This is a genomic window from Desulfocicer niacini, assembly GCF_054657595.1.
Genome location: NZ_BAAHYK010000022.1, coordinates 87,229 through 105,468, shown reverse-complemented (window position 1 = coordinate 105,468; position 18,240 = coordinate 87,229). Strand labels below are relative to the sequence as shown.

Genomic DNA, 18,240 nt, shown 5'->3' with positions numbered 1-18,240 from the left:
CGGCGGTATAATCCCATTTCCATGCTTTGTTGTGTCAGCGGGCCGACATGGGCTTTATAAGGGGGATTCCCCTTTTTTTCAGCAGTTCATCCAGACTCATTCAAACAACTCAGGGCCTTTCTGCAACAGAAAGTCCAATGCCGTCTGCCGCTGGCTGACATCTTGGTTGCGTACCGCCATGGACATGGCCTTACGGGTGCCCACAAAAACGGCCAGCTTCTTTGCCCGGGTAAGCCCCGTGTATAATAAATTTCTGTACAGCATTTTATAATGCTGGGTCAGCACCGGAATGATCACCACTTCAAACTCGCTGCCCTGGGATTTATGGATGGTGATGGCCCAGGCCAGATCCAGTTCCATGATGTCGTCTCTCTGGTAAAACACTTGGCGCTGATCCGGATAAAAGGCAACGGTGAGGCTGGGCTCTGAATTATCAATGGCAATGATGGTGCCGATGTCGCCGTTGAACACCCCCAGATCATAGTTGTTTCTGCGGTGGATCACCCGGTCCCCGCACCTGAAAATACGTTCTCCCACCTTCAGCTGGGGTTTGCCTTCCCTGAAAGGATTGGCCGCATTCTGGATCACCCGGTTGAGGTTGGAGGTGCCCAGGGAACCCCGGGTCATGGGGGAAAGAATCTGTATCTCCCGCTCCCGGCCAAAGTATTTGGGAATCCATGTCAGGTAAAGCTGGGTCACCACATCCAGGGCTGCATATCCATAGTGAAGGGAGGACCAGGGATGTACCTTTTTTAAGACCGTCGTGAGTTCCGCCACTCGGGAGTCTGCCCGGGCAAGGGCATTGAGGTCTACATGTTGAAATTTCGCAGGGATAGTAAGCTCTGTTTCATAGGGCCTGACGGTTTCGTTGATGCGAAATTCATACAATGGGGCATCTTCATGGTCATCATTGCCATGGGTTGGAAGGCCGTCGCATGGATGATCCGGAAGCCTTTCTTTGTTTTCATGGATATTTTCAGGTGTGAGAATTTTATCTTTTTTTTGATTTTTATTTACGTTCAGATTCAGTGCTTCAGGGTCAGCAGTGCCGGGGGAAAGGCTGTCACCGGAAACCTCCAGGTGGTCAGTGCACAGGCGTTTGACCCGGTCAATGAAGCGAAGCTGTTCCCCGGTGGCCTCATCGGAGTCCATGAACATGCAGTCGGACCCATCCTGCCACACGGAGGGCTTTTTAAAGGGGGATATCACCCAGGGCATCTCCCCCCGGTTGATCTGGTGGGCATACTGGATGATTTTTGATTCCCGGGCCTGGCGGAAAATTTGTGTGAGACGAAAGCAGGGCACCGTATCTGCTGAAATAATGTCTTTTAACACATTGCCGGCCCCCACCGAGGGCAGCTGGTCGGCATCCCCGATGAACAGCACCCGGCTGTCCATGGGTACGGCCTTTAAAAGGGAGGCTGTCAGACTGATGTCCAGCATGGAGCATTCATCCACAATGAGAAAATCCGTGTCCAGGGGCTGGGACTCGTTCTTTTTAAACTCACCGCCCTTCCATTCCAGGAGCCGGTGGATGGTTTTGGCTTCCCGGCCGATGACTTCGCCCATGCGCTGGGCCGCCCGGCCCGTGGGAGCAGCCAGAAGCACTTTAAGGCCCATGGCTTCGGCAAGTTTTACAATCACCTGGGTGGTGGTGGTTTTGCCGCACCCCGGACCCCCGGTGAGGATGGAAAATTTTTCGCACACCACCCGGCCCACGGCCTTTGCCTGTTCATGGCTTAACTTTATTTCCCGGGTTTTGCAGAACAGATCAATCCAGCGCTGTATCCGTTGAAGATCCGCCGGTGGCGGAGGACCCATGCCGGCCACCCGCCGGGCCACATACCGTTCATCAAAATAGAGGGAGCGGGCATAATAACAACGCATGGCGGTGGTGTGTTCCGTGGGCAGTTCCCGCACCATGAGCTGCCTTTCTTCCACCATATGATCCAGTAAGGTGGCCAGCTGATCTTCAATATCAAGTTCCAGAAGTTCCTTTACACTTTCGTTTATCTGGGTGAGGGTGAGATAGCAGTGGCCGTCATTTCTACCGGCTGCCACCACATGGCGGATGCCTGCCATGATTCGCCGGGGGCTGTCTTTGTCAAGGCCGATGCTTAAGGCCACCTTGTCCGCAGAAAAAAAACCGATGCCGTAAAAATCATTGGCCAGCCGATAGGGATCTTCAGTGACAATGGCAATGGCTTTGTCCCCATAGGTTTTGTAAATCCGCACGGCAAAAAGGGTGCTGATGCCGTGGGTCTGTAAAAACATCATCACCTCCCGGATGGATTTGTGCCGGGTCCAGGCATGCCGGATCATCTCCAGTTTTTTTTGGGCAATTCCCGGGATCTGGGTGAGAGATTCCATCTGGGTTTCAAAGATGTTGAGGGTGTCCTGCTTGAAGTGTTTTACGATTTTGCGTGCGGTTTTGGGACCGACCCCTTTGATAAGACCGGAACCAAGATATTTCTCCAGGGCCGCCAGGGTAGCCGGTTTTTTTTCTGTGGCCACCACGGCCTGGAACTGACGTCCAAATTTTGGATGAACGGTCCAGCTCCCCTCAAACACCATGGTGGCACCGGCAAATACCCGGGTCTGATGCACCACCACCGTTTCCTGACCCATGGCATTAAAGGGGGTTACTTTTAAAATGGACCAGCCGTTGTCCGGGTTGTGGAAGGTCACCCGGTCAACAATACCCTCTAAGCGTTCCTGGATAACGCCGATGTGGGGAATGCTGTTTACCATACCTCGGCGTAGGCAGTCTCTGTGTAGGCGGTTTCCATTTTAAATTTGTGACCTTTTTCCATGGCGGCAAGGTCCTGGAAAATTTTACGGGCATCGGCGGAGTCGCAGTCTGCTGCCAGCTTCAGGTACATGTTCATGGCCTCTTCTTCATTTTTCATGGCAATGGCAAAGGCATCGGCCAAGGTCATGCCATCGGATACATCGGGTTTTTCCACGGTTTTGGATATGCCGTAATCACTGCTAGCCTTGAAATGGGAGCCGATGATTTTATTTTTCAACACATTATTTAATATTTTCTGGTGTTTTTTTTCTTCATCGGCAAAGGCGGTGAACATCTCTTTCAAAAAGTCTTTGGTGGTTTTGGCCGCCACTTCTTTATAAAAATTTTCCGCTTCTATCTCTTTTCCAATGGCGTAATTGATGATTCCTTCATAGGTGTTCATGGGGGATGTCTCCTGTTTATATCTCCTCAAAGAAAATTAGGGCATGGTCATAACTTGGGTCACTCGTCATCATTGCGGGCCGACGGGGTCAGGCTATGTGGTATTAGAGCCTGAGTTTTTTTCAGGTTCTATGGTTTTGACAACTATCTGTGTTTCAAGGCAGATTTCAATAAAAGCGTCAATAACGTAAGCCTGAGACTACCCTTATGTGGCCCATGTTGTGACCAAGCCCGAAAATTAAGATAATGCCCTTTTGATGCTTGATTTGCAGTGCCAAGTGTCATGAGTAATTACTGTTTTTTTCAAGTTTTACTATATCTGATTCGTGCTTTTGAAACAACTTTAATTTCCCTTATTTTTCCCATGGCAGGTATTGTGATGGTCTTTGTTTTCGGCCTTGACCAGAATATCTGCCTGCTGTCATAATTGTTGGCTCAACAGCTTTAAGTTTGAGTTATGGTGTAAATCAAAAAGGATTGAAAATATGACTACCTGTACCTATAAAGTAGGATTGGCACTGGGGAGCGGCGCATCCAGGGGCTGGGCGCACATTGGGGTTATTGAGGCGCTGCAGGATGCAAAGATTCCCATTCATCTTGTGACCGGTTGTAGTGTGGGTGCTTTTGTGGGTGCCATTTATGCCAGTGGCGGTCTGGAACGGCTGAAAAAATTTGTCATCGACATGGACGGTGAAAGCATGTTTTCTTTTTCAGATTTCAGCCTGATCCGATCGGGGCTCCTTGATGGGGATAAAAAACTCAGGGCGCTTTTCGGCATGCACAGTGATAAAAAAGAATTTGAAGAACTTGCCACCCCCTTGAAAGTGGTTGCCGCCGACATGCACTCCGGGGACCAGGTGGTTTTAGACAGTGGCGATCTGTTCAAGGCACTCCGGGCATCCATGTCTTATCCGGGACTTTTTGCCCCTGTGTTTCATAAGGGCAGATGGCTGATAGATGGCGGAGTGGTGGACCCGGTACCGGTTGGGGTTGCAAGGGCCATGGGGGCAGACATTGTCATTGCCGTGAATCTTGACTCTCAGCTGGTGTCCCGTCGTCGCCAGCAGAAAATCGAAGCAGACACACAGATTCAACCACCCCCGGTGCGCAACGAGTTTCTAAAAAATCTGGCAGCCCGTTATGAAGCCGCTGAAAAAATGATCCGGGAAAGACTGGAACTGCAGAAAGAAAAAAAACAGACTCCCCCCGGTACCCGGCAGGTGATTAATGCCGCCATACAGCTTATGCAGGATCGGATTACCCGGGTCAACTTTGCCGTTAATCCTCCGGATATCCTTATTACCCCTCGTCTGGGAGACCTGAAAATGCTTGATTATGATCAGGTGGAACACTCCATTGAAGAGGGGTACCTTGCCACCCGTGGCAAGATTAATGATATCCGGAGGTTGATGGAAATCCAGGAATCTGTATAACCAGCAATCCGGTCATTTTTTATTTATCGATGATCCCCCTGCTGATGCTGTTGTCAGGGGTAAGCCGGTTCAGTTTCACCATCTGAAAGTCTCTTAGCTTCATCAGGAAATTACCTGTTTCATCCACAAGATCCATATTATAGGTGTCTGTCTCATCGTCAGATGCCGTTCGGGTGGTGAAACACAGATAATTTGTGTTCTTATTTCCCCGGGCCATGAACTCAAGACTGCCGATCTTGTATGGCAGCACCACATAGGAGTCGGTGAAAAACTCAAAGGCCCCGCCGGTCTGGAACATGCCGTCCAGAAGCACCACATCCGTTAAAAATTCCGGTGTGGCCCCATGGGTGAAGAAGGGGGCATCACTTTTATGGGACAACAGGCTTATCAGAGTGGTTCCGTCAAAACTGACAATGTCATGGATGGAGCGGAACAGGTTATCCATGAAAAGGCGCTGGGGGTGATAAATCTGGTTGGCCAACTCCTTTGAATCTGCAACGGGGGTAAACTTCGGGATAGACCGTTTTTCACCGGGCAGGGGGGCGTCCTTTACAATGAGCCGGGCCTTATAGTGCAGCTTTGGATCTCCCATGGCAACACCTGCGGGGTTAATAAACTGGGAGGTAATGGTGCAGTGCCATACGTCGGGATCATCTGCTTCGGCTTTCGTTGAAACAAAAATGGACTTAGGCCGGTTTTTGAGCAGCTTAATGCCGTAGGGAATGGAAAAATCCGTCACCCGGTTGAGATATCCGGTTTTCTCCCGGCTTGCCATGGCCGCTTCGGCCATGGTTTCAACGCCGGTGGCCCCCAGAAAAATGGGGGTGCCGTCCATGGCATGATCCAGAAGAAAGCAGTCCTTTTCTATGGAAAGATGACGGGAAAACACCGTTTCTTTATCTGTTTTTTGTGTCTGCCTGTCCAGAAAAGGTGCCACTGACAGTAGCGAATCCCGGTCAAAGGCCTCATCCAGTCCGGTGATGACCACCTCTGTGGTGACGGTATCGGTCATTTCATCCATGAAAAAATCAATGCCTTCGTGCAGGGGCAAAAACTTCAAGCCCCGTTCGGTGAGTACCTTTTTAACGGTGTCCCGGGTGGCCATGCCGGCCCCGCTCCAGGCGGTCCAGTCCATGACCTTGCATGTGAGATCCTTGTTGTCGGCCTGGGCTTTAAAAAGCATTTTGGCCAGCATGTCATTGGCGGCGGTGTAGTCGGCCTGGCCTTCGTTGCCGAATTTTGCCGTCACCGAAGAAAACCCGATGTGATAGCGCACCGGTTTGCCTTCCAGGGCTGTCATGACATTGCGGCATCCCATGACCTTGGTGTTAAATACCCGGGCAAAGGATGCATATGCTTTTTTATCAAAGGGCATGCTCTCTTCAAGACCTGCGGCATGGATGACACCATCAACGTGATTTATGCCGGACAGGGCATTTTTCACAGCCGAAGTATTGGCTACATCCGCTGACAGATATCTCACGGTCACCCCTTGGGATCTCAGGGTATCAAGGTTCTGGCGGGAAGCCCGGATTGCCATGATGCGATCGGTTTCATTTTTAAGGGCAACCGGTTTGGCACCTTTCATGGTTTCCTTTAACATCGCCATGATGCTAGCCGGCGTGGTGGCGGGGTCAAGGAAGCTTTCATTCACTGTGTCAATGGGGCTTCTGGCCAGAATGACCAGGTTGGTTTTATAAGTTTCCACCACCCGTTGCAGAATTTCAAAGGTGATGCCCCGGGCACCGCCGGTGACAAGCAGGGTGTCCCCGTTTTTGATAAGTCCAGTGCCTGCGTGCTGGGGGCGCTGTTCTTCAAGCTTCAGGATATATTTTCCCGGTCCTCGGTAGCCGGTTTCCACCCGGGTATCATCCGAAAAGAGTTCGTTGATGAACTGTCCGGCAATGAGATCCAGGGATGCCAGGGGTTCCGGGTATGAGAAATCCACCATCTTCACCCGGGTGTGGGGCATCTCCTTGGCAAGGCTTTTCATCATGCCGGAAATACCGGCAAAGCAGGGTTCAACGGTTCCTGTAAGTGCATCCCCATGGGGAAAGATTACCGATTCCAGGGAGAGTGCCGTAAGGAATCGATTTTTTTTATTCAGCGATGTAAAAAATGCCTTCATGAGATGATAAAAGGCATGGACATGGGCTGTTCCTGAAATGTGATTGCTGCCTTTTTCCGGGAAACATAGATTAAGAGGTGCCATATGAATGAAGCCTGCAATATCGTTATGGGCTTTAATAATCCCATCAACAGCTTCTTTGATGGATGCCTCAGATGTCAGATCCACCGGGAACACCTGATGGCAAAAGTCTCCAGCGTTTTGATCCGGTCCCATGCCGATGATCCGGGTATCCTTACCCAGCAACCTGGCTGTTTTTTCTGCAAAACCCACATTGTCCAGGGTCATGACAATTGTTTTTCCTGACAGCTCCATGGTCCCTGGTATGGGACCGGGTACTGCTTTGATGATGGGCACCAGACGTTTAATATCCGATGGTGCAGATGCTTTTGAATCATGCCTCCGGGTGTCCCGGGCAGAAGCGGTCCCCTGCGTTTCTGTGGGGGTACCGGTGCCGCTGGACGGGCCAACGGAGCCATCTGGTGTGCCTTTGTCAGGACCTTTATCTCCGGCTGGCGGGGTGTCCGGCTCCGGAGGCGTGGCCTTGGCATTGATGTAATCGGCCAGCTTTGCAATGGTGTTTAAATCCCGTAATTTGAGATCTTCTGGCACTGGGAACCCAAAATGCCCTGCCGCCTTGGCAAAGATTTCCACCTGTTTAACCGTATCAATTCCCAGGTCGGCTTCCAGATCCAGGGTATCCTCCAGCATGTCCGTGGTGTATCCGGTCTGCTCTGCAATGATTTCCTTTACCTTTTCAAGAGCTCCTGTCGTAGTCGATACAAATGTTCTGGGTACATCTGCAGGCACAGAACTCGTTATTTCTGCATCATTTCCACTTTTTGCCCCTCCATTTCCGGCATCGTCCGTGCCACCGTCAGGCGGCGTATCCGGTCCCAGGGGCGTGGCCTTGGCATTGATGTAATCGGCCAGCTTTGCAATGGTGTTTAAATCCCGTAATTTGAGATCTTCGGGTACTGGGAACCCAAAATGCCCTGCCGCCTTGGCAAAGATTTCCACCTGTTTAACCGTGTCAATTCCCAGGTCGGCTTCCAGATCCAGGGTATCTTCCAGCATGTCCGTGGTGTACCCGGTCTGTTCGGCAATAATTTCCTTTACCTTTTCAAGGGCACCTGTCGCAGCAGATGCAGAGGCTCCAGGTGCAGGCGTACCAGCAGGCACAGAACCCTTTATTCCTGCATCACTTCCTTTTTTTGCCCCTCCATTTCCGGTACCGTCCGTGCCACCGTCAGGCGGTGTATCCGGTTCCAGGGGAGTGGCCTTGGTATTGATGTAATCTGCCAGTTTTGCAATGGTGTTTAAATCCCGTAATTTGAGATCCTCGGGTACTGGGAATCCAAAATGTCCTGCCGCCTTGGCAAAGATTTCCACCTGTTTAACCGTGTCAATTCCCAGGTCGGCTTCCAGATCCAGGGTATCTTCCAGCATATCTTTGGTATACCCGGTCTGCTCTGCAATGATTTCCTTTATTTTGCTCAGAGCTGCGCCAGCAGAATTTCCTGCAGGAACCGCAGGAGCCATTGATGGGGAGGCTTCAGATGCCGGTGATATGGCAGGCGCATCTGCCGATGTTCCGGCCACATTGCTGGGGGGTATCCGAGTGGAAACTGCCCGGGCAGCGGTTGTTTGATCTCCGGCCGGGAATGGGCTTTGCCTGTTTGATACAGCCCTCTGGGAGGACATGGCTTCTGGCATGGACACCGATCCAGGAAGTTTGGCCTGTTTGCCGGGTGCAGGTGCTTCTGTCCCGGGCAGGGCACCGCCAGGACCCGGCACCACACAAAGGGTGTTGTCTATGACCTTGAGTTCCGGATTCACGGCTCCGGAAATGGCCTGGAGCCAGCGGGTGTATGCTGGATTGTTATCAAAGGTGTTTTCCTCAATGCGCTTAATTAACAGAAAGGCAAAGTGCGATCCAAATCCTGCAGCCAGATGCAGTCCATACTCGGACTGTATGGCTTTTTTGCTGCTGAAGTTCAATGCCTTGAAATGATCCGGGATACTGGTGAGGTTGGCAATGGGCGGGGCCTTTCTCTTCTGAAGGGCTTTAACCATGACAACATCTTCAATGGCGGCTCCCAGTGTATGGCCGGTGAATCCCTTGGTGTTGGAAATGCAGATGTGATTCAGGTAATCTTTAAATGCGGTTTTTAAAGCCGTTACTTCCGCATCGGCACTGCCGCCCCGGGCCGGGGTATAGGTTTCATGGGACATGAACAGCAGTTTTTTTGCATACTCGCTTTTTGTCATCTGATGCTGCTGTTCCATGCGGTTGATGAACCTTGTCATTTCACGGGACATGTGGGGGACATCAATATTAAAGGTATGGTAGGCGCTGTTGGCCATGTGGGTACCAAGTATTTCTGCCTGGCCGTTCATGCCTCTGGCCCTTACCCGGGCCGCATTTTCAATGATAAGCCCCACGGCACCGGCCCCCAGGATGGTTCCGTTTCTTTCGGAATCAAAGGGTTTGGCTGCTTCGGACACCCGTTTTTTCACCGTGGCTGCCCCCAGTGCCAGAAAGCCACTGCCCACCCATTGGTTCTGGGCCGGGGATGTGGCATTTTCACCGCCGATGACAATAACACGTTTACATCTTCCAACCCGAATCCAGTCCTCGGCCACACCAATAGCCTGGGTGGTGGAGGCACATGCAGAACTTAAAAGGGTGTTGGGGCCCTTGGCCCGGATGATCTGGGCAAGATGGGCTGCACCCAGGGGACAGGCGTTCATGAGAAAGTTTCTGTCAAATTTGTAGGCACCGAAATTTTCCTGTCTGCTGCCCTTGATTTTAAAGAACCAGTCGGTGATCTTTTCTTTTACGCCCATCTCTTTTACGTTTTCCATGAGATAAAAGTAGATGTTTTCAAATTCTTCGTAGGGCTTTAAATAAAAGCGATCATAGAGATAGCGTTCCATTTCATTTAGCAGGGTTTCATTGCTGGGCCACAACGAGGTGATGATCACACCCGTCTCTTCCTGCATTTCCACCGGCAGGGCAAATCCGTCCGGGATCATTTTTCCGCCTCCGGCAGATGCCTCCTTGTACTGCATGACAAGGGGAATTCCGGCATCCTTTAAGGCTTCAATGCCAGCAGCTACGGCCAGGGCCATGGCAATGTCATACTGGGTTTTAATGCCATACTCGTCTGTGAGGCTGAAATATCCCAGTTGACCGGCCAGCTGGATGACATCTTCGGTTCTGGTGATTTGTACAAATCTTGCATTGCCGTCGGGCTGTTTAAAAAGCCTTGTGATGTTTTTGTCCGTGATGCGTTTTTGGTCTTCGATGGTTAAGGGTTCAATGAAATTGGTACCTTCCAGAATGCGGTCAAAGTTATCCGTGGCAAATACCCTTCTTGCTTTCCCCGGCAGTCCCACGGAAACACCGGAGATAATAATGCGGTCGGTGTTAAAATCAAACCGTTCCAGGGCGTCCACGGCGGCTTCTCTTTTCTGACGTCGGAATTCCTCCTGGAGCAGTTTTTCCGCCAGTTCACTGTTTTGTGCCTTGAATGCCGCAAAATCATCGTCCAGGGACACGGGCATGGGTGCTCTTGTACCTTCCGCTCGAATGTCCATGACCTTTTCTGCACCGCCGGGAACTATCATCTGCCGTTCATCCCGCTGCCGGGTGAAGATGCTGCTGTAGGCGGCCAGGTAAGCCTTGCAGGCCTCAAAGGATTTTATGTCTCCCTGGCGGCGATCCACGGTGACCATGGTCTGGAAATGTACAATATTGATGTTTTTTAAAAGGTTGGCAAGTAACCGACCTGGGCCGACCTCAATGTAGTGGGTCCGGCCGGATTCATAGACATATTCAATGGATTGGATGAACTCCACAGGCGAGGTGATTTGACGGGCCAGAAGATCCTTGACTTCCCGCCGGTTTTCCGGGTAGGGCCGGGCTGTGACATTGGAGATCACCCGGCCAAAGGCGGTGTCGTTAAAGGTGATATTTGCCAGGTAATCCCTGAGTTTTTCAGCGGCTTCCTGGAGAAGCGGGGTGTGAAAGGCCGCCGAAAGATTGAGCTTTTTAAAGATGATGTTTTGAGCAGTGAGATATTGACAAAATGCATCAATGGCAGGGGTTTTGCCGGACACCGCCGTTTGATTTTCTGAATTCTTGTTGGTGATGTAGATGTCCTGGATTCCACTTTGCCGGATAAATGTGGCGGTTTCCTTTTCATTGCGGAACACCACCATGATGCTGCCGGGGTGTTTTTGCGCCGCCTCTTTCATTAGATCAGCCCGTTTGAGCAACAGGCGCATGGCATCGTCAAAATTGAGCATGCCGCTGCAGAACAGCGCTGTGTATTCCCCCACACTGTGGCCGATGAAGCAGTCGGGCTCAAACCCGCCGGCATGGAGTCGGTCAAACAGGGCCGCCGAAGACAGAAATACTGCCGGCTGGGTGTTTTCCGTCAGGTTGAGTCGGTCGTCTTCCCCGAACATCATCTCAAGCAACGAGTACCCCCGCTGCTCCACAAAGATTTCTTCCCCCCGGTCCATGGTGTTTTTGATGTCTGGATCACTGTCATAGAGTTCCTTCATCATGCCCGGGCTCTGGGCACCTTGACCGGACAGCAGAGCCACCATTTTTTGGTGTTTGCCATCCGTGGGGAAGGGGGCTGTGGTGGTCGGTTTCATGCGAATGGCTGTGGCTGGTGGAATGATGCGTTGACTTTTCTCCTTGGAAGCTGCGGCCACGTGGGCCGTTGCCGGGGAAAGGTTTGTCTTCTCTTTGGATACCGAATCCCGGACCGGGATCTCCAGTGCCCTGGAGGCCCGGAGGGTGGCCGGTAGCGGGCTTAAAATCACATGACAGTGATTGCCTCCGATGCCGTTGACATTAAAGGCAAATCGCATGGGTTCCCGCGGGGAAACCGGGGTGATGTCCTTCACAGGTTTGAGTTTTGTGCCGTTTTTAAGGGTGGTATGGGCTTCATCGAGATACCGAAAAGGCAGCAATGTTCTGTTTTTGTTCATGAGCGCAAGCTTGGCCATGACCACCGCCGGGTTGGCCGCCTTGAAATAGCCGAACTGGGTTTTGACATTGCCGCAGGACAGGTCATGGGTGAAGCACTTTTCCGCCACCTGTTTTTCCACCATATCTCCTAAAATATTGGAAAAGGCGAACAGATCAAGATGCTTGACATCTTTTTTCAGTATACCGCTTTCCGTGTAACAGGCATTGATGGTGGACACAAAGGTCTGTTCCGACGGGGCCAGCATATGGTCGGGGACACTGGATTTAATGGTGCAGTGGTTGATCTCCCCCAGGACTTCCATACCCGCTTCTTTTGCTTTTTTAAGGGTGGTCAGGACATGTATGGCGGCCCCTTCCCCCATGGAGTAGCCATCGGCCCGGTCATCAAAGAACCGGGCCGTGTTTTCAGACAATAAACCCAAGCGTTTAAAGGCCATAAGCACCACGGGGTACAGGTTGGCATCCACCCCACCTGCCAGGACAAAGTCCAGATCTTTAAAGGCCAGACTCCGGGCAGCATTGTTGATGGCCACAACGGCGGAGGCGCAAGAGGCATCAACCACATAATTGGCGCCGTTAAGCCCGAAATGGTTGGCTATGCGGCCGGAAATAATGTTGGACAGAAGACCGGGCGTGGTATCCTCATTGTTCTCAGGGAGGCTGGCCCTGATGGCTTTCACCAGCGCCACAGAGATGTCCCGGCTTTTTTGGGTTCCTGCCTTTTCATAACCTGCAATGATTTCGGCCAGAAGGCCTTTTCGCACCCGCAGCACATTTTTGTTCTGACGTTCCCCTGCAATGGTACCGAGGATAACCCCGGTTTTATTTCCCGGAGACAGAAATTTATCCAGCCCGCAGGAGGTGATGGCTTCGTCGGCCGCATCCAGTCCTAACAACTGGCCCCTTTCCAGGGATCTCACCGTTGTAGGGGGCATGCGGTATTTGATGTTGTTGAACTTGAAATCCTTGATTACCCCTGCCTGAATCATGGGCAGGCGGTAGTTGGATTTTTTATCCAGTTCGGCGTAGGCAGCGTTGTCAAAAGCGGATTCGGGGATGGTGGAAAGCTGTTTTTCTCCTGATTTTAAGGTTTCCCAGAACTGAGCTGTATCCGGAGCCCCGGGCAGGCGTACTCCAAGGCCAGCAATGACAATGCGGTCATCGTTGAAATCATATGCAGGATCAGTGAAAATATCCCGTGGCAGCGCTGTATAATCACTTCGGTATTCTTCAATGACAATGTGGTAGTTGATGCCGCCGAATCCATAGGAGCTGACCCCGGCTTTGCGGGTTTTGTTGTCCGGCTCCACCCAGGGGGTTGCCTCTTCTATGATGTACATGGCCGAATTTTTGAGATCATGGTTGGGGGACAGGGTCTCGAAATTGGCATTGGGGGGCAGCACTCCTTTTTTAACGGCCTGCACCGCCTTGACAAGTCCTGCGGCCCCGGCCCCACCCAACAGATGGCCTATCTGGGATTTCACAGAACTGATACCGGTTTTTGATGTGCTGTAAACCTGTTTCAGGGTTTCAAGCTCTGCCTGGTCTCCCATGATGGTGGAGGTACCGTGGGCTTCCACAAAGGAAACATCCTCAGGGGTGACCCGGGGTGCCATGTTTTCAAAGCAGCGTTTCAGTGACAGGATTTGCCCGTTGATGTTGGGGGCGGCAATGGCTTTTCCCCGGCCGTCGGAACTGCTGCCGATGCCTTTGATAACAGCCTGGATGGCGTCATTGTCCCGAAGGGCGTCCTTCATGCGTTTCAGCACAAAAACCGCTGCCCCCTCACCCAGGATGAAGCCATTGGCCCGTTTATCAAAGGGAAAAGAGCCATCCGCAGACAAGGCACCCATTTTGCAGAATCCGATGAAGGATTCCGGGGCCAGATGGGTGTTGACCCCCCCCACGATGACCTGGTCCCTTTCCCCTGAAAGCAGTTCACCCACGGCGGCATCCAGGGCCGTAAAAGAAGAGGCGCAGGCGGCATCCACAATGTAGTTGGGCCCCCGTATGCCCAGGTGACGGGCCACCCGGGAGGCTTCAATGTTTAACAAAATTCCGTGCACCGGGTCATATCCCGGATTGTTACCCTCCATGCCCACGCGTAAATGTTCCACAAGATTTGCCTTTTCCGATTCGGTGAGAAGCGCAAATTCCGGCAGTTTCCTTAACATGGACACCACTTGTGGGAAATGATATTTCAGCTGGAGTTCATTGCCAAGCTCATTGCCAAGGCAGGTGGCGATAATGACGGCCGTGCGCTGGGGATCTTTACAGGCAAAGGAAAGATTCTCGTTGAGGTAGCCTGCATTTTCCACGGCCTGGTAGGCGGCTTCCAGCAGCATTTTCTGGCTTCGGGAAAGTTTGGCGGCCTTGTCATCATTATACCCGAATCGTTCCTGGTCAAAGCGGTAGTTTTCCACAAGACCTGCCAGCATGGTGTAGGATCTGTCTTCGGCACTTTTGTCCGGGTCATAGTAGAGATCTTTTCGGATTCTGTCATCGGGCATTTCCTTGATGGCATAGCGCTTGCCCATGATGTTGTCCCACAGTTGTTCGGGATCTGAAGCTCCTGGCAGAATGCAGCCCATGCCCACAATGGCAATTTCATCGTTGAGGCGGTTTTTCTGGGAGGAAAAAATTTCCAGTTTTCCAAGGTTTCTGTAGAGGGTATCTTTATCTCTAAAATACAGATTGTGGACATCGGGGATGGTCAGGGTTTTATGGAAATAGGCAAGGCTGTCCCCCACCAGGAAGTTTCCCTTTTCCTCCTGGGCATTGTCATCAAACCGGGTGTAGAATTCTTCTCCGGGGCGCTTGAAATCAGGCAGGTAGCCTTTGGCACCGATGAGCAGGGAGCCGATATTGTTTTTTTCAAAGGCCCGTTTGCGCTCTTCTAGGGTTTTTCCCTGTTTGATCATGTCCTTCTCAAGGTTCACCGTCATCCTTGCAAATTCCGTTGGGGCTGTGCGGGATGCAAGGCCCACACTGGTGCCGATGACCACGGTTTTATCGGTTTTACAAAGAATTTCCTGGTACCTTTTTTTCATTGCACCGGTTTCAATGATCTCCTGGGTGAAAAGATAGGCGCTGCCCACCTGTAGTCCGATCTTTACTCCCCGGGCCGCCAGACGGGCCGAAATCCCGGAGATAAACCAGGCGGCAAAACAGGTGGAAATTCCCCCGGCAAAGACCAGGCTGATGCCGGAAAGATCATTTTTTTCATTTTCCAGAAGTCTTGTGATGGCCGCATCCCAAAGTACAAGGCTTGAAAGGGAACCCACATGGCCTCCGGCCTCCTTGCCCTCAAAGATAAACCGGGTACAGCCGTTTTCCATGGCGTTTTTCAGCATGGACACCGACGGGGTGTGCAGATAGGTTTTTGTGCCCGCTTTTTCAAGCTCTATGATCTGGGAGGGAATTCCGCCGGCAAACAAGGCAAAGGGGACCTTGTATTTTTTCACCATGTCCATGTGTTTGGTAATGGCCGGGTTAAAGGCTTCAATACCCACAAGACCCGCACCGAAGTTTTTCACCTGTTTGGCCCCTTTTTCAAGCATGGGTTCTGCCAGAAAATCCGGCAGGCTTCCCACGGCCAGAAAGGGCAGGGCGCCGGCTTTGAGCACCTGGGCTGCAAAATCGGCATTGTCACTGATATTGGCCATAGGACCCTGGATCAGGGGATATGTGGTGCCATGCTCTTTGGCAAGGGGAGAATCTGGTACCACTGGGTCAAAGCTGTCCACCCATTGCAGTTGTTCTCCGATTTCTTTAAAAAAGCCGGGAATCATCTCCTTGATGGAGGTGGCTATCTTTTTGAAGCTCTTGGCAAAAAGAGCGTCTTGTCCCAGAAAAAACAGGGATTGCACGGCGCTGGCATCTGTGTCATCAAGGGCGGTGCTGTTGGCTTTAATCTCCTGGTATACCAGTTCTTTGGCATTGTCCCGGTCGGACCAGAGGATGGCCTTTTCTTTGAGTTCCCGGGCAATTTTTGTACCCAGTTTTGCAAATATCCGGATGATGAAGCTATGATCGGTGGTCACTTCTATGGAATCACTTTCCACGAGATTTTCCAGAAGGGATTTGAAATTTTCCGCCACCGGGGATTCATCGGCTAGCCATACCTGACTGTCCAGAACCACACCGCTGACACCGGCGGCAAACATGCCGGATGCCGTGTTTCTTCCCACACCGCCGTGGATAAAAACGGGTTTCTGGCTGTTTTGCAGATACCATTGCATGAGGATAAATGCAGAATATCCCGACACCCGGCCACCTGCTTCATTGCCCTTGAGGATCAATGCGTGGGGATCAGCGGCTTCAATGGTGTCATTTATGTTGATGTCTTTGACTTCAAGGATGAGTTTTGTATCACCGAATCCGGAAAAAGATACGGGCCCATTGTCTCCGTTCACCGGAATGATCAGCACGTCCAGCTGATCAAGGTGCAGTTCTTTCAGCGTTTCAATAAGGGTGTCACCGGGGGTCACCACCCTTAACCCGAACAGAACACCTGCTTTTTCCAGCTGTTTTGCTCCGTGAATGATTTCATCTTCCGGCATGAATTCGGCATCAAAAACGGGTAGACCACCGGCCTGGAATATTTCAGTGAAAAAACTTAAGGAAAAGACTTTTGTGGGGTTATATACCATCAAGGGCAGTTTTGAATTCAAAATTCGGGTTAACATTTTATCTGGTTTCTCCCATGTAGATTTATATTAAAAAAGAACTCATATATGCAAATATGCCGCCATTGTCACAGCAAATATGAATTTAAAGCGTTTTTTGAATATTAATTTTCTATGCTGCTGTTATCTTATGGTATTTCCTGTATTGATATGCATAGGCTTAGTTGTGTTGAATTTTTAAATTTTATATGCTAAATCAAAAAAACGTACATATGATGATTTGCCACATACATTTAATGCACAGGAGATCGGGTGGTTAAACCCAGAAAATTAAACAGTGAAGAACGGCGTTTTTTCAAGACCGTGTACCATGCCGCCTTTGCCAATCCTTTTGGGGATCTGAGGGAAAAATTGGATCGGACGATTGCCGGACTTTTTCCTTCTGTTTCCCGCAGAGAAAGTGCTGATCGCTGTATTGAAGAAATTGATATCCGGATAAAACAGCTAGAAAAAGAAGGGCGGGCCACCCTTGATGCCTTTAGGGGGCAGGACCAGAACCTCATCCGTGTGGTGTTCCTTTTTGATATTTTTCATAAATTTCGGGATCAGTTTGATCATTTGATCATGGAGCAGATCAGCGCCGGGGATACCCCTGTAAGGGTGTCCTTTGCCCGTGAGGCCATGGCCATGCTTCATAAGCGGGGGTTTCCGGAAAGGTGCTATGACCATTACTTTGCCTTTTCCTTTCAGCTGCGCCGGGCATTTTTTTTCATCTCCAACTCCCTTGTGGGCAGCAGTGCCTGCATGAAGGAGTTGAAACGTAAATTGTGGAATAATGTTTTTACCAGCAACATCGAATGGTATGATAAATACCTGTGGAACCGCATGGAGGATTTTTCCACCCTGATACTCGGAGAAACCGGCACGGGCAAGGGAACTGCTGCCATGGCCGTGGGCCGTAGCGGATTTATTCCCTTTGACAGCAAAAGGGGGTGTTTTGCCGACAGTTTCACCGGTACTTTCATATCCCTGAACCTTTCCCAGTTTCCTGAAACCCTGCTTGAATCAGAATTGTTTGGGCATAGAAAAGGGGCCTTCACAGGTGCTGTGGAGGATTACCCCGGTGTGTTTGAGCGTTGCAGCCCCCACGGTGCCATTTTGCTGGATGAAATCGGTGAAGTTCCCAACCATGTTCAGATTAAATTGTTGCAGGTGCTCCAGGATCGGGTATTTGCCCCCGTGGGAGGGCATGCGAAGTCCCGTTTTCAGGGAAGGGTGATTGCTGCTACCAACCGCAGTATGGCCGATATTGCCGGGGGAGGGGTGCTGAGGGATGATTTTTATTACCGGCTCAGTTCCGATGTCATTGAGGTGCCCCCCTTGCGTAAACGCATTGTCCAGGACCCGGGAGAGCTTGACGCACTTTTGGCCTTCACCGTGGAGCGGATCATGGGAACTGCGTGTGAAGAACTGGTAAAAAAAGTCCTTGGCATGATTGAAAGGGAGCTGGGAAACGATTATAACTGGCCCGGGAATGTCAGGGAACTTGAGCAGTGTGTGAAACAGGTCATGCTCCGGCGCACTTACGAAAGGTTGCAGAAAAAAGGCAGTGATGGGATAAAACACCGACTGATCAAGGGTATAAATAACGGAGATCTCACCGTGTCAGAATTAACTTCGGGGTATCTGCAATTACTTTACCAGAAGCACGGGGCCTATGAAAAAGTGGCTCGGCGGGCTGGAATGGACCGCAGAACCGTTAAAAAATATATTGATGAACAGGGCAATTTTTCATGAATACTAGAAAATTGCCCAGAAACCGGATTTCAGTTTACAGGAACAATATA

Annotated in this window: 5 protein-coding genes; 2 read left to right on the top strand and 3 right to left on the bottom strand. The window is 51.0% G+C overall.

Features of this window, described 5'->3' with window-relative positions; all coding sequences use genetic code 11:
* Positions 1–96 precede the first annotated feature (96 nt).
* On the bottom strand, positions 97–2,751 hold the full coding sequence (gene recD2 / locus ACYQ2M_RS13505) for an SF1B family DNA helicase RecD2 (RefSeq protein ID WP_459916879.1): 2,655 nt from the start codon (positions 2,749–2,751) through the stop codon (positions 97–99).
* A complete protein-coding gene (locus ACYQ2M_RS13500) occupies positions 2,745–3,194 on the bottom strand; it encodes a ferritin-like domain-containing protein (protein WP_459916878.1) in 450 nt (149 codons plus the stop codon). Before ACYQ2M_RS13500 ends, recD2 begins: the two co-directional genes overlap by 7 nt.
* 484 nt (positions 3,195–3,678) lie before the next feature.
* On the opposite strand from ACYQ2M_RS13500, the gene ACYQ2M_RS13495 reads away from it, so the two are divergent.
* Entirely contained in the window at positions 3,679–4,626 is a 948-nt protein-coding gene (locus ACYQ2M_RS13495; protein WP_459916877.1) for a patatin-like phospholipase family protein, read from the top strand.
* Positions 4,627–4,645: 19 nt separating this feature from the next.
* On the opposite strand, the gene ACYQ2M_RS13490 is transcribed toward ACYQ2M_RS13495, so the two are convergent.
* The gene (locus ACYQ2M_RS13490; protein ID WP_459916876.1) at positions 4,646–16,453 is read right to left on the bottom strand and encodes a beta-ketoacyl synthase N-terminal-like domain-containing protein; all 11,808 of its coding nucleotides are present in this window, start codon (positions 16,451–16,453) and stop codon (positions 4,646–4,648) included.
* A gap of 252 nt (positions 16,454–16,705) precedes the next feature.
* Between ACYQ2M_RS13490 and ACYQ2M_RS13485 the strand changes: the two genes are divergently transcribed.
* Positions 16,706–18,190, top strand: a complete 1,485-nt coding sequence (locus ACYQ2M_RS13485) for a sigma-54-dependent transcriptional regulator (RefSeq protein WP_459916875.1) — start codon at positions 16,706–16,708, stop codon at positions 18,188–18,190.
* Positions 18,191–18,240: the final 50 nt, after the last annotated feature.